The following is a 14,325-nucleotide window of genomic DNA, read 5'->3' on the forward strand; positions in this document are numbered from 1 at the left end:
CAATCAATATTTTATACATTCAATCTTAGAATCTATCGTATTGCTTTTTTGTAGAGAGAGGAGAAAAATTGAATAGTGAAAAAGGCACTTAATATACAGATACAAGGAATAATAAAAAATCCGTATCTAGACATAACTAAAAACATATTTGAAAGTGCAATATAGACGAGTACAACAATAGATAAAAGCAAGATTTGTTTGTTTTTTCTATATGCAAGGAAGCAACTTAATCCCGTTAATACAACAAAGAGATGTTGATAGTCAAAGAATTTTATAATCCAAGGTTTAAAATAACTTGTATAAAAATTTAAGGCGTGTGCTTCATTAAACAAGTAAATGGTTTTTCCTATAGTAAACCATGAAAACCAGATAGGGAATTGATTTGTAAGGCCATCTTTAATTAAATGTTTGGCATAATCACCTTTACCTTCTGATGTGTCAGGATAACCTGCATTTATCATGTCTTGTGTCATATTATTTTCATCCCATAAGTAAAACGGATTTGCACCAGATAGTAAAGGGTCACCTGCATGGGAAGAAAATAAATAGGCTTTTCCGAACACCATAAAGTTTCGAATAACCCAAGGGACCATAATTAGAACAGGACCGATGCACCAAATAAACCCAATTTTAATAGCTTCTTTTAGTCCATGCTTATAAACCATCATGCCCCATGCGAGAAGTAATAATGGTCCGGGTGTAGGTCGAAACATTAATGTGATAGAAGCAATAATCCCAAATAAAACATGTAGGCGAAATTTATTTTGCTGCAATAGTAGCAGAAAAATAAGTATAGATAACATAAAGAAAAATACAGATGGTATTTCTGTTAGTAATGTTCTAAAAAGATGATAAGCAGAAAAGTATGTTGTGTATAACATACTTGCTAATGACGATATGAATATATTTTTAAAGAGTAATTGTGAGATAGCATAAATGATGGAAATTATCCCTAAATTCAAAGCCATATTCGTAATACGTGATAAAGTAATATGATCAATGTGCAGCCATTCAGAAATTTGGAATAATCCAGCTAAATACAACGGTTGACCGGGAGTTACGAAAGCATTCGATTTTGTATCGGCATAACCATATATTCCGTCATGTAATAATTGCCAAGCCATATTTGAATATTTAGAGGCGTCAAGAGAACCGTAAGTCGAAACAGGTTTTCCAAACACTTCAGGTTCATTGAAAACAGATCCAGGGTGTTTTAATAAAAAGTACATATGCATTAGAAATGCAATGATTAAAATATATAAAAGTGGACTTTTCATCGCTTTATATACTTTATTGGATAGCATGGGGACACCTCACTTTAAATTGGTTGTTATTTTGTAATAAAATATGCATTTAAAAGAATGAATTTAACTTCAAATAAATAGATTTTAAAAAGAATAAAGAACCGGTTAGCTGTTGCCAGTAAAGAAAGAATTTCTCCACTTATAAAATAAGAGGAGAAAATCAATTTGAAATTTGTATTTAGTTTTTATTCTGCTTGCTCTTTTGCTTTTGCTAGCTTTTGTTTTAATAATGCATATTCTTGTGTTAATGTCACAAGCTGGTGATGTTGTTTAGATAATTTTCGAGTCAAATCAAAAATTAAGATAAAGCAAAATAACAAGCCGAACAAGAATAAAATAGATGGTGGATATTCTACTTTCAGTAGTTTCCCAATCCAATTTATAATTCTATCAGTAGAACTTAAGATAGCCATGGATATACAAACGAAAATCCATAGAATTGAGTATTTTGTTTCTAGGGCTCCTTTACGAATGGAGTTAATAATAATTAAAAACAGTAAGATAATGAAGATGAACGAAAAGGTAATTATTGGCATTTATGATCAACCTTTCACGATTTTTTGCATTAATATAGCGAGACTTACTTTAATCATGTAATATGCAGATTTTAAAGGAGTAATAGATGATTGTCCTCCTTGTCTTTCTTGCATATTTACAGAAATTTCATTGATACGTAAACCTTTTTTCTTTAAGTGGATTAGGACCTCTGGTTCTGGATAATCCTTTGGATAGTTATAAGAAAAGATTTCAATTACTTTTCGGTTAATTGCACGGTAACCAGATGTTGGATCCATAAATGTTTGTCTTGTTAATAATTTTAATAAGGCTGTAAAGTAAAAAATACCAATTCTGCGTGAGAGGCTACCTTTATAAGCTGTTTTCTCAGTAAAACGTGAACCTAGTACCATATCGCACTTATTTTCAGCGATAGGTTGAATGATTTTGTATAAGTCCTCAGGATTATGTTGACCATCTGCATCAAATTGAATTGCAATGTCATATCCGTTTATATCAGCATATTTATAGCCAGTTTGTACAGCAGAGCCAATTCCTAAATTGTATGGTAAATTTACAATATTAACTGGGAATTCTTTTACAATTTCTGATGTTCGGTCGCGTGAACCATCATTAATAACACAAATATCTAATTGTGTGAAATGTTGTTTAAGCTCTAATAGTCTTGTTAATGTATCTCCGATTGCTTCTTCTTCATTGTAGGCAGGAATAATAATCAATGTTTTCGGTATTGAAATTGGTACTTCAACAGACATTTTTGCACCATCCTCTATATAAAAAATATGTAATGATATTAAATTAAATGAGCTAATTTAAGCATACTTTACTTAATATATCATTAAAATTATAACAAAATAAAGGATAAAGTATGTAATTTTTGTAAAATGAAAAGTCTGACTATGCATTTTTTTGATAAAAAATAGCGAATATAGTCTTACTATATTCGCTAAAAGGTTTTCACTTATACACTCCAAGGTTTGCTCAGTGTTAATACATCAGCCATTTCTTTACTTTTTGAACGGTTTTCTTTTTTGCTTTGAGCACGTTCTTTTCCGGTTTTGTATAACCAATGTTCTTCTTCTGTTTCTGGTAACACTTGAGGTACAGAAGACGGCTTGCCATCTTTTAATGCTACGAATGTAATGAAGCAAGTAGCAGCAATGCGGCGTTCCCCTTCTAATAAATTTTCTGCAACGACTTTCACAAATACTTCCATAGATGATTTTCCCGTATAGCAAACGAATGCCTCATAGCAAACGGAATCCGTTTGATGGATTGGAGTTAAAAAGTCAACGGAATCAATGGAGGCCGTTACGCAATGTTTCCTACTATGTCTTGCTGCTGCAATAGATGCGATGCTGTCAATTTCCGCTAATAGTTTTCCGCCAAATAATGTTTGATGATTGTTTAAATCATTTGGGAAAACACGCGTTGTTTTAATTGCTTTTGATTCTCTCATAAATTTCTTATCCATATAATCTACTCCTATTTCTGTTTCCTATATAAAAAAGATGGGTATTTTCTATCGAATATTATTTGTTATTTAGACGATTGAGATCCGATAAAAAGTTTACTTCATTAAAATAGAATAATATTGTATTTCTATGCGTGTAACTGAAAGAAAATTTAATTTGTATAGATTGTAGTGTAAAAGAGGTTTCGCTTACATTGCAAGCGAAAAAGTGAATGTTATATTTTTCTATATAAAGTGAAACTTTAATCAGTAGTTTTTTTCATCCCTCACTGATTATTAGCACTAATCAATTAGTACTTTTACAGGCAGTTCATCTCCTAGTTAATTCCGCTCCTTCTATTTGAATTTCGTGGTGAGAGTATTACTTGCTCGCAAATAGCGGGATAAATTTTCTAACTGTCATGTGCCCATTCATGATAGAATCGTTGTGTTATGAATGGAAATAGAGGTGCAATATACATATGAATAACATACAAACAGGGTTTTCATCTTTTTTTAGTAAAATAATTATTGGAACTATGCTTGCCTTTTTTGTTTATTCTTGCTGGAACGCCTTCGAGGGAAGTAAGCAATTTTTGGGAGGAAGCGCCACAAGTTTAACGATTGTGCTATCAATTTTCGTGATACTCCTTTTACTTCTTGCTTCTATTTTGCAATATCGATTTACGGATAAACAGTTTCTCATTTTTCTAATGAGTATGACAGTGCTGGTTAGGCTTGGAGCAGTTCTCTTTTTTGATGCTCCAGTTATAGGTGATATGAGAGCTATGTATGAGACTGCAAAACAAGTTGCGCTAGGAAGCAGTAATGTAACTGTTGTTAGTCAATTACCTTTCATTATATATGAGTCAGTATTGATTCGTGTGTTTGGCGATGCTACATTTGTTTTGCAATTTTTTAATGTTTTGTATTGTGCAGGAACAGCGTTTTTCATTTATCGAATTGCTGCAAGTTTATTTCAAGAAGAATGTGGCCGAATTGCTGCAGTGTTTTACTCGCTATATTTGCCAAATATTCTTTCATGTTCATTATTAACAGGGGAATTATTCTCTATATTTTTATTTTACTTTGCGAGTTATATATTACTACATAAAGGATTGAGTCATTCTTACATGTGGGCATGTGCTGCGATACTATTTGCTCTTAGTAATATGATGTATCCAGTAGGCATATTTATACTTATTTTAGTAATTGTGTATGTCTTGCTAGTGGAAGTATTCCAAAGTGCAGATAAACAAAATGTATTGTTAAAATTAATAGGGATTTTAGTCGTATTTTATGTTACTCATTTTGCTGTGAATTATGGGATTCAAGCAATGGGAATAAAACAGTATGCCATTTCTAACGATGCGTATGTGCAATCGGTTTTAATCGGGGAAGAGCGTAATAAACAAGAAACCGTTCAAGCACAAAGTATGAAAGAGCGCTTGAGTCAAAAGTTAAAAGAGTTAGAAACAGAGCGGTTAGCTGTGGTTAAGCCAAGTATAGATCAGGTATCATCAGAGGGAATGAATGGAATATTGCTAAAAGGTGAAAAACTCATCTTTATAGCTGTAACTTTATTTATGTCAATTGCGCTTTTACATTTCCTTATTCAGAAACAAAAGAGCGAAGGCTATATGTTGTTACTGTTACTTATAACAGGATATATTGGAATGAAGCTTTTTAATGCAGATATTGTGCACGATGGTTTAACGATACCAAGTCTTTTCATTTTACAAAGTTTAGGTGTATATATGTTGTCATCCTATTGTCAAAAGCTATTTTTCAAAAAATAAAGTGAAGCCTTGCGTAGCAGGAAGGTTTGATCTTATATTTTTAGGGGAATCTTGAAGCGTGTGATAAAAGAAAACTCACCGTTTTTTAAAATGGTGAGTTTTTTCTTATATTTAGGCAATAAGGAGTAACTATTATAAATAAAGAGAATTCGATTTGAATTCTCTTAATGACTTTTATTAGCTTTTGCATGAGCCTTAAAGAAGACTGGAAAATGCACATTATATATAACGGTGACTACACGTATGATGAACGTTACTAGTAAGCAGATATAAAAGGCTAATACGTGTGCACCCATTTCATACGTAATTAGGAAACTAATTGCACCTAGAATAGAAGCAATTGCATAGATCTCTTTACGGAATACATAGGGAATATCTTGAGCGCAAATATCGCGCATAATCCCTCCACCAATACCTGTAATAACACCCATCGAAACAACTAAAAATGAAGCATCAACGTGATGCGACATTGCAGCGTTTGCGCCAATAGCAGTAAAAACGCCTAAACCGACAGCATCTGAAAGCATGATTACAACTTGAAGTTTATTAATGCGTTCGAAAAACATACAAGTAAAGAGAGCTGCTAATACACTGACTAAAAAGTAAATCGGTTGTACAAATGCAACGGGAGGTAGGTTACCAATCATAATATCACGAATAATTCCGCCACCGAGTGCAGTAGCTACAGCTAAACAAAGGACACCAAATAAATCTAGATCTTTCTTTAAACCAACTAATGTACCAGAAATGGCAGCGGCGACAATGCCAAGAAACGTAAATATTTCGATTAATAACATAGCTCTAATCCCTTCCTCTTAAAGATGTTCCAGAGCAAAATATACACTAAAGTTTTAGAAATAACAATTACTTTTCGTTACATGTAGAAAAAAAGAAAAAATGGGGAAAGAAAGCGTTTGAAGATACCAGATATATGACATGTGAGAAGGGGATTTATTATCTTTTATCTGCATAAATAGGAAGTGGTTAACTAAAAAATTATGGTATAATAAATATTTGAGACGAGTTAGAAGTTTATTGTAAATTGTATAAAGTGAGATAAGGTAATGATAGTTATGGGGGTTCGAGATGTTAGGAAATAATAATTTAAGTAATAAATTCGGGAATTTTTTATTGATTTTCATTATGTTACAGCCGGTTTTAGACTTACTCACGTCATTTTGCATCATGGTTTTAAAGATTGATACGACAATTGGAATTATTACGCGTCTATTTGTAATGGTTCTTGGTGGAATCTATATTTTATTTCAGGCAAGAGAAAAAGAAAATCGTAAATATATCATATATTTAATAGTAGTTGGAATTGTTCTTGCTGCAGGTTTAGTAAATAATAAATTGGTTAAAAGCCCTATCATGTTGGGAGAAGAAATTAAATTTATAGCAAAAGCATTATATCCATTTATCATGCTTACTTGTTACATTTTTGTGTTTAAATCATTACGTGAAAAAGCAAATGCATATTCAAAAATGCGTAACTATATTGTGTATTCAGCATTAATTATAAATAGTATCATGGTTATTTCAATTGCGACAGGAACTGATTATAATAGCTACGAATGGGTGAAACTTGGTTCACGTGGGTGGTTCTATGCAGGAAATGAACTAGGATCTATTTTAGCAGTTATATGCCCAATTGTTGTTCTATATTCAATTGAAAAAACAACAAGCATAGCGAAAAGTTATTTTTGGATTCCTTCTATTTTAATTATCTTCTCATTATTTGCTGTTGGTACGAAGGTGGGAGTTGGAGCCATTTTTGGCACAATGGTTGTTGCTGTTTTCATGTGCTTTGTTCAGGCATTTTTACAGCGTAAAGATAGAAATAAGAAGTCATATTTACTGAATGGCATCCTTGCAACTGTTGTTTTTGCTGGAGCACTAGCATATACACCGTTTTCGCCATTCTTAAAAAATATGGGATTTCACGTCCAAGGTCTTAATGAGAAAAAAGAAGTGAAAAAGGCGGAAGAAAAGAAGGAAGAAAAAACGCATCATAAACCGCCTGTAACACAAGAGGAAAAAGCAAAAGCAAAAGAAATAGAGAAAAAAGAGGAAACACAAGCAATAATCTTCAGTGGACGTGAGATATTTGAGAAAATGTATGAAGATTACTATGCAGAAGCTCCAACATCTCAAAAATTATTCGGTATGGGATATGCTGGGAATTTCAAAGAGAAACCGAAGCTAATTGAAAGGGACTTTCATGATTGGTTCTATACATTTGGGATTGTCGGTTTCATCCTACTTTTAATCCCATTTTTATACTTCGGTGTGAAAATTCTTCTCGTACTAGTAACTAGGTTTAAAGAGGTATTTACAGTAAGATACGGGTTATTAGCAACCGCATTAGGATTAGGTATGGGTATTGCATTTATAGCGGGACATGTATTTACAGCGCCTGGAGTAAGTATTTATTTCGCTGTGATTTTTGCATATTTAATCGTTGATTTAGAAATTGAATGATAGAAAAATAAAAGCTAGCGTCACGTTAGCTTTTATTTTTTGTTATAGTAAACTATAAGAGAACATAAAGATGGAGGAAGAAAGAGATGAAAGTGTTGCATATGAATGCTGGAGCAGAAGAAGGTGGTGGAAAAACCCACATTATTTCACTTTTGTCGCAATTTCCAAAAGCTGAAGTTGAACTAGTTGTGTTTGAAGAAGGTGCAATTGCTAGAGAAGCAAGAGAGCTCGGAATTAAAGTGCACGTTTTTTCTCAATCATCTCGTTATGACATATCGATTCTTTCTAAAATACGTACGTTTATTAACGAAGGACACTTTGATATTGTGCATACACATGGTGCGCGCGCGAACTTTTATCTTTCTCTTCTAAAAAGGAAGATACGTGCAAAATGGGTAACAACAGTTCATAGTGATCCAACTCTTGATTTTATGAAACGTGGTTTGAAAGGTTGGATCTTTACAAAGTTAAATTTACATTCATATAAGAAAGTTGATTTATTTTTTGCAATTACAGAACGTTTTAAGCAAAATACTGTAGCACTCGGTGTGCCAGCAGATAAAATTTGTACCATTTATAACGGGATTGAGTATGATGACATTCCAGCGAAACCTTATAACTTAAAAGATGAATTAGGTATACAAGAAGGAGTATTTACAGCGATTCAAGTAGCCCGCCTTCACCCTGTAAAGGGGCATAATATTTTATTCGATGCCTTGCAAAAAATAACAACTCCTAATATGAAAGTATTGTTAGTTGGCGATGGCCCGATTAAAGAAGAGTTGAAAGAAGCAGTAAGGCAGAAAGGGTTAGAAGATAAAGTATTATTTTTAGGTCATCGTTCGGATGTAAAAGAATTATATGCATCCGCCGATATTAATTTATTAACTTCTTATAGTGAAAGCTTTCCGCTTGTGTTATTAGAAGCTGCAAATCAACGTTTAACGTCTATTGCAACGAATGTTGGTGATATGGAACAGTTGATTGTCGATCCTACATACGGATGGATTGTGCCAATTGGTGATGCACATGCATTAGCAAGTGCATTAGAGGAAGGATATAAGAAGTGGGAGAATGGCGAATTAGCGGCGATGGGTGAACGTTTGTATGAGCATGCTTTTTCTCATTTCTCATTACGAAATCTATATGAAGATACTTATAAAGCATATAAAAAACTTTTATTGAAATAGAGAGGATTATAATTATGGCAGTACAAACAGTTGATATTTTAGGTGTCCCTTTTTCTACGATGACAATGGAAGAGACAATTCAATATATCATGAAGCAGCTAGAATCAGAACAAACTCATACATTTCAAGTTGTAACAGCGAATCCAGAAATCGTAATGTGTGCCAAAAAAGACCCAAGTTTTCATCAAACCCTTTTAGAAACAGATTTGATTACACCGGATGGTATTGGTGTTGTAAAGGCAAGTGGTATGCTAGGGACACCATTAAAAGAGCGCGTAGCAGGTTTTGATTTAATGAGTGATTTATTTGGAGCGTTATCGAAAGAGAATAAATCTGTATCTGTTTTTTTACTGGGAGCGAAACCACATGTTGTTAAGGGTGCTGCTGATCATTTAACAAAAACTTATTCAGCTGTATCTATTGTTGGTACGCAGGATGGGTATTTTAAACAAGAAGAGGAAGAGGGCATCATTGCTCGCATTCAAGAAGTAAAACCGGATATTTTACTTGTAGCTCTTGGATTCCCAAGACAAGAAAACTTTATTCAAAATAATAAGCATCGCTTACAAACAAAAGTAGCTGTTGGTGTAGGTGGCAGTCTGGACGTTTGGGCAGGAGAAGTAAAACGTGCACCAAAATGGATTCAAGCAATTCATCTAGAATGGTTTTACCGTCTGTGTAGCAATCCGACGCGTTGGCGTCGGCAGCTTGTATTAGCTGAATTTCTAAAAGAAGTGATGCGTTCGAAAAAGTAGCGATATTTCGCTACTTTTTTTATTTGTGAAAGCTAAAAATGTAGTATTCTCCACTAATGGAAGCTCTATTTTATGGGAAGATTAAAAGGAAACTTTTAAGTGAAAATAGGGATAAAAGTATTTTACTTATACAATATACACATGTAAAATGAAGTGTAAAGACACCTGTGTAAGGAGGACTTCTAGTGGGGGATATAAAAGAAATTTCAAAGCGCAAGCTTCTTGGAATAGCGGGGCTTGGTTGGTTATTTGATGCAATGGATGTTGGCATGCTTTCATTTGTCATCGTTGCGCTGCAAAAAGAATGGGGAATAAGTAGTCAGGAGATGGGATGGATCGGAAGTATCAATTCTATTGGTATGGCGGTGGGAGCACTTTTATTTGGCATATTAGCAGATAAGTTGGGGCGCAAGTCTGTTTTTATTATGACATTATTATTATTTTCTATCGGTAGTGGGTTAACGGCATTAACAACAACATTAGCTATGTTTCTTATATTGCGTTTTTTAATCGGTATGGGGCTTGGTGGAGAATTACCAGTAGCTTCGACACTTGTATCTGAAAGTGTTGAGGCTCATGAACGCGGGAGAATTGTTGTATTACTAGAAAGCTTTTGGGCAGTTGGCTGGTTAATTGCAGCTCTAATTTCTTATTTTGTAATTCCAAAGTATGGCTGGCAAGTAGCGATGGTATTAAGTGCGATTCCAGCTCTTTATGCACTATATTTACGATGGAATCTACCAGATTCACCGCAATTTGAAAAAGTTGAGAACAAACAATCTGTTATTACAAATATAAAGGCGGTTTGGTCTGGAGAATATCGAAAAGCGACGATTATGTTATGGATCTTATGGTTCTGTGTTGTCTTTTCTTATTATGGCATGTTTCTTTGGTTACCAAGTGTAATGGTACTAAAAGGATTTAGTCTAATAAAAAGTTTCCAGTACGTATTAATTATGACATTGGCACAGCTTCCCGGATATTTTACTGCTGCATGGTTTATTGAACGCCTCGGCCGTAAGTTTGTGTTAGTTACGTATTTAATTGGCACAGCATGCAGTGCGTACGTCTTTGGAGTAGCCGAATCGCTTACAACATTGGTGATAGCAGGAATGTTACTGTCCTTCTTTAATTTAGGAGCATGGGGTGCGTTATATGCATATACACCTGAGCAGTATCCGACAGTAATTCGCGGTACTGGAGCAGGTATGGCTGCAGCATTTGGCCGTATTGGTGGTATTCTCGGTCCATTGCTAGTAGGTTATCTTGTTGCTTCACAAGCGTCTCTTTCATTGATCTTTACAATTTTTTGCGGTTCCATTTTAATTGGAGTGCTTGCAGTAGTTATGCTAGGGCAAGAAACGAAGCAGCAAGAGTTGGTATAACGAAAGAAGGGAGTCCAAGAGGCTTCCTTTTTTGTTGTTTTTAAGGAAAGTGATGGTATAGTAAATAGAAAATAAGGCTAGAAAAAGGGATTGTTTCTTACTAAGGCGAATGTATACAACAAGACATATGGACAAAAGAATTAGGTGGTTGGGCAGATGAAAATTTTACTTATCATGGAAGATGCAGAACATCGAAATCGATTCATTGAGATATTTACAGAAAATATGCGAAATGTAGAGTGCTTTGAAGCAGGAACAGGAATGGAATCTTTACAAGTAGCTAAAAAGCATATTCCTGATTTCGTTTTTTTAGATACAGAATTAAAAGATGGTACAGGGTTTGAATTCTCTAGTTTATTACAACAATTAAATTGCGATACAAAGTTTATTTTTATCGGTGAGGATATAGAAGAGGCGATAACAGCTTTTCGCTTCCAAGCGTTTTATTATTTACTACGACCATTTCGTGAAGAAGATTTACAATTTCTCGTATATAGAATGGAACAAGACAAAGGAAAGAAAGTAAAAAGCCATTTGCGAAAACTTCCGATTGAAAGTCATGAAGGGATTACGTATATTTTTCCAGAGGATATTGTATATGTAAGTAAGAATAAGGAGAATAAAACGGTTTCAATTTATACAGCGAATAATCAGTATATTTCAACATATACACTTCAAGAATTGGAAAATAAATTAACAGCATATGATTTTTTACGTGTTCATAAAAGTTATTTAATAAATGTTATGCATGTTCAGGCATTAAAGCCTTATTATAATGGAACGTATAACCTTTATTTAGATAGGTATGATGAGAAACCGATTCCTGTTAGTCGAAACTATGTAAAACGACTTCGAAATAAAATTGAACTATGACAAGTTGTAAGTGAATTTCAACATGTTAACATAAGAATCCTTCATGATAAGGAGGATTCAAATTAAATATTCAGAAAATTTAGTACAATCTCCACTAAGAAGTAGTATAGGGGGGATTGTATGTGAAGGCGTTTAAGTCAATTTTACTTTGGGGTATCATCGCAGCATTAGGAGCAACCGGATTTGGTGTAATTGCCCTATCACAAGGTGAAACAATTAATGCTGTATGGCTATTAGTAGCAGCTGTTTCTGTATATGCAGTTGCTTATCGTTTTTATAGTAGATTTATTGCACAAAAAGTATTTGAGCTAGATAATAATCGGCAAACACCTGCTGAGACGCTAAATGATGGAAAGGATTATGTTCCAACAAATAAATGGGTATTATTTGGACATCACTTTGCGGCAATTGCAGGAGCGGGTCCATTAGTAGGGCCGATTTTAGCAGCGCAAATGGGATATTTACCAGGAACAATTTGGATTATTGTTGGAGTTGTAATTGCAGGAGCAGTACAAGATTTTGTTATTTTATTTGCTTCCATGAGACGTAATGGAAAATCATTAGGCGAAATGATTAAAGATGAGATTGGTCCTGTAACAGGATTAATTGCGATGATTGGTATTTTAGGTATTATGATCATTTTATTAGCAGTATTAGCTTTAGTAGTTGTGAAAGCACTTGTCGGTAGCCCTTGGGGAATGTTTACGATTGCAGCGACAATTCCAATCGCTATTTTAATGGGTGTTTATATGCGTTATATTCGCCCAGGGCGTGTTGGAGAAGGATCAGTTATCGGTATTATTTTACTTCTTTTATCTCTTGTTGGAGGACAGTATGTAGCTGAGAAACCTACGCTTGCAAGCATGTTTACTTTTAGCGGTGAAACAATTGCAATTATGCTTATTGTATACGGTTTTATTGCGTCTGCATTACCGGTGTGGATGCTCCTTGCTCCACGTGATTATTTAAGTACATTTTTAAAGATCGGAACGATTGTTGGGCTAGCAATTGGAATTCTAATTGTAGCACCAAACTTACAAATGCCGGCTGTATCCAAGTTCATTGACGGAACAGGTCCAGTGTTTTCCGGAAATCTATTTCCGTTTCTATTTATTACAATTGCTTGCGGGGCTGTATCAGGATTCCATGCTTTAGTTTCCTCTGGTACTACGCCGAAGATGATTGAAAGAGAAGGGCACGCACAACCAATTGGTTACGGGGCAATGTTAATGGAATCGTTCGTTGCGGCGATGGCCATGATCGCAGCTTGTGTATTAACACCAGGAACATATTTTGCAATTAATAGTCCGGCAGCTCTTATCGGAACGGATGTATCACAAGCAGCTCAAGTTATTTCTTCTTGGGGATTTGCAATTACACCAAATGAATTAAAGGATCTTGCTGTAAATGTTGGTGAACAAACGATACTATCTCGTACAGGAGGAGCGCCAACATTAGCAATTGGGATGGCCTACATCTTTTCACAAGTAATCGGTGGAACTGCGATGATGGCATTCTGGTATCATTTTGCTATTTTATTTGAAGCACTATTTATTTTAACGACAATTGATGCTGGTACACGTGTAGGACGATTTATGATTCAAGATATTTTAGGGCATGTATATAAACCATTTGCGAAAACAGATTCTACACTGGCTAATGTGATTGCAACAACGTTATGTGTGTTAGGATGGGGGTATTTCTTATACCAAGGTGTAGTTGATCCGCTCGGTGGAATTAATACATTATGGCCACTCTTTGGAATTGCTAACCAGATGTTAGCGGGTATTGCGTTATTGCTCGGAACAACGATATTGTTCAAAATGGGGAAAAAGGCGTACGTTTGGGTTACGCTTATCCCAACGGTAGGTTTGCTGATTGTGACGATGACAGCAGGCTACCAAAAATTATTCCATGAGAATCCGAAAATTGGATTTTTATCGCATGCAAAAGTATTCCAGAGCGCCTTAGATGAAGGGGAAATACTAGCACCGGCCAAAAATGTGGCACAAATGAAGCAAATTATCTTCAATGATTATATCGATGCTACGCTTTGTGGAATTTTCATGTTAGTTGTAATAGCAGTTCTTATTTCTGCTATTCGTATATGGATTAAAGTATTGCAAAATAAATCTATACCATTAAAAGAAGCACCATATATTCCAAGAGATGAAAGTGAGTCGAGAAATTATGCTTAAAAAATTGGAGAAGGTGTGGAGAACACGAAAGCAATTTATTAGTTTGCTTGTTGGAGTACCAAGTTATGAAACGTACGTTACCCATATGAAAGAGTACCACCCAGAAGCACCGATTTTATGTCGAAAACAGTTTTTTGCTGAGGCGCAAGAAGCTAGGTTCAATGCGAAAGGTGGAAAAATATCAAGGTGTTGTTGAAGAGAAAGAGCGATTCGTCGCTCTTTTTTTACTTTTTTGTTGTTTCACGTGAAACAGCAAGAAAGTAAAAAGTTTTGGAATTGATAGAAGTAAAATTAGCATCATAAAAAACAAGCTATCTATAGATAGCTTGTTTTTATGATGCTATTTGCGGGCAGTAATACTCCCACCTCAA

The 14,325-nt window shown here is 34.6% G+C and carries 13 protein-coding genes; 8 read left to right on the forward strand and 5 right to left on the reverse strand.

Annotation, left to right across the window (positions count from 1 at the left end; all coding sequences use genetic code 11):
- Nucleotides 1–32 precede the first annotated feature (32 nt).
- The 4 genes from MHH71_RS16355 to MHH71_RS16370 all read right to left on the reverse strand — a co-directional run bounded on the left by MHH71_RS16355 (nucleotide 33) and on the right by MHH71_RS16370 (nucleotide 3,294).
- On the reverse strand, nucleotides 33–1,304 hold the full coding sequence (locus tag MHH71_RS16355; protein ID WP_003202507.1) for a glycosyltransferase family 39 protein: 1,272 nt from the start codon (nucleotides 1,302–1,304) through the stop codon (nucleotides 33–35).
- A gap of 185 nt (nucleotides 1,305–1,489) precedes the next feature.
- The gene (locus tag MHH71_RS16360; protein ID WP_033796605.1) at nucleotides 1,490–1,840 is read right to left on the reverse strand and encodes a DUF2304 domain-containing protein; all 351 of its coding nucleotides are present in this window, start codon (nucleotides 1,838–1,840) and stop codon (nucleotides 1,490–1,492) included.
- Nucleotides 1,841–1,846: 6 nt separating this feature from the next.
- Nucleotides 1,847–2,575: a glycosyltransferase family 2 protein gene (locus tag MHH71_RS16365; RefSeq protein ID WP_006096734.1), complete on the reverse strand. Its 729-nt coding sequence runs from the start codon at nucleotides 2,573–2,575 to the stop codon at nucleotides 1,847–1,849.
- A gap of 206 nt (nucleotides 2,576–2,781) precedes the next feature.
- Nucleotides 2,782–3,294, reverse strand: a complete 513-nt coding sequence (locus MHH71_RS16370; protein ID WP_003209287.1) for an acyl-CoA thioesterase — start codon at nucleotides 3,292–3,294, stop codon at nucleotides 2,782–2,784.
- A 461-nt stretch (nucleotides 3,295–3,755) separates the two neighbouring features.
- Between MHH71_RS16370 and MHH71_RS16375 the strand changes: the two genes are divergently transcribed.
- A complete protein-coding gene (locus MHH71_RS16375; protein WP_006096733.1) occupies nucleotides 3,756–5,072 on the forward strand; it encodes a glycosyltransferase family 39 protein in 1,317 nt (438 codons plus the stop codon).
- 164 nt (nucleotides 5,073–5,236) lie between these two features.
- On the opposite strand, the gene MHH71_RS16380 is transcribed toward MHH71_RS16375, so the two are convergent.
- Nucleotides 5,237–5,869, reverse strand: a complete 633-nt coding sequence (locus MHH71_RS16380) for a trimeric intracellular cation channel family protein (RefSeq protein WP_003202516.1) — start codon at nucleotides 5,867–5,869, stop codon at nucleotides 5,237–5,239.
- A 289-nt stretch (nucleotides 5,870–6,158) separates the two neighbouring features.
- Between MHH71_RS16380 and MHH71_RS16385 the strand changes: the two genes are divergently transcribed.
- The 7 genes from MHH71_RS16385 to MHH71_RS16415 all read left to right on the forward strand — a co-directional run bounded on the left by MHH71_RS16385 (nucleotide 6,159) and on the right by MHH71_RS16415 (nucleotide 14,150).
- Nucleotides 6,159–7,553: an O-antigen ligase family protein gene (locus MHH71_RS16385; RefSeq protein WP_018764861.1), complete on the forward strand. Its 1,395-nt coding sequence runs from the start codon at nucleotides 6,159–6,161 to the stop codon at nucleotides 7,551–7,553.
- Nucleotides 7,554–7,639: 86 nt separating this feature from the next.
- Entirely contained in the window at nucleotides 7,640–8,743 is a 1,104-nt protein-coding gene (locus tag MHH71_RS16390; protein WP_006096730.1) for a glycosyltransferase, read from the forward strand.
- Between the two features lie 14 nt (nucleotides 8,744–8,757).
- Nucleotides 8,758–9,498, forward strand: a complete 741-nt coding sequence (locus MHH71_RS16395; RefSeq protein ID WP_003202522.1) for a WecB/TagA/CpsF family glycosyltransferase — start codon at nucleotides 8,758–8,760, stop codon at nucleotides 9,496–9,498.
- A 185-nt stretch (nucleotides 9,499–9,683) separates the two neighbouring features.
- Nucleotides 9,684–10,883 (forward strand): MFS transporter, encoded by a 1,200-nt coding sequence (locus tag MHH71_RS16400; protein WP_003202523.1) that lies wholly within the window; start codon nucleotides 9,684–9,686, stop codon nucleotides 10,881–10,883.
- Nucleotides 10,884–11,039: 156 nt separating this feature from the next.
- On the forward strand, nucleotides 11,040–11,756 hold the full coding sequence (locus MHH71_RS16405) for a LytR/AlgR family response regulator transcription factor (RefSeq protein WP_033799271.1): 717 nt from the start codon (nucleotides 11,040–11,042) through the stop codon (nucleotides 11,754–11,756).
- Nucleotides 11,757–11,878: 122 nt separating this feature from the next.
- Entirely contained in the window at nucleotides 11,879–13,954 is a 2,076-nt protein-coding gene (gene cstA / locus MHH71_RS16410) for a carbon starvation protein CstA (protein WP_033799270.1), read from the forward strand.
- On the forward strand, nucleotides 13,947–14,150 hold the full coding sequence (locus MHH71_RS16415) for a YbdD/YjiX family protein (RefSeq protein ID WP_026008488.1): 204 nt from the start codon (nucleotides 13,947–13,949) through the stop codon (nucleotides 14,148–14,150). The genes cstA and MHH71_RS16415 overlap by 8 nt, the downstream gene beginning before the upstream one ends.
- Nucleotides 14,151–14,325: the final 175 nt, after the last annotated feature.

The organism is Bacillus sp. FSL H8-0534 (genome assembly GCF_038005885.1).
In the GTDB taxonomy this organism is placed as follows: domain Bacteria; phylum Bacillota; class Bacilli; order Bacillales; family Bacillaceae_G; genus Bacillus_A; species Bacillus_A pseudomycoides.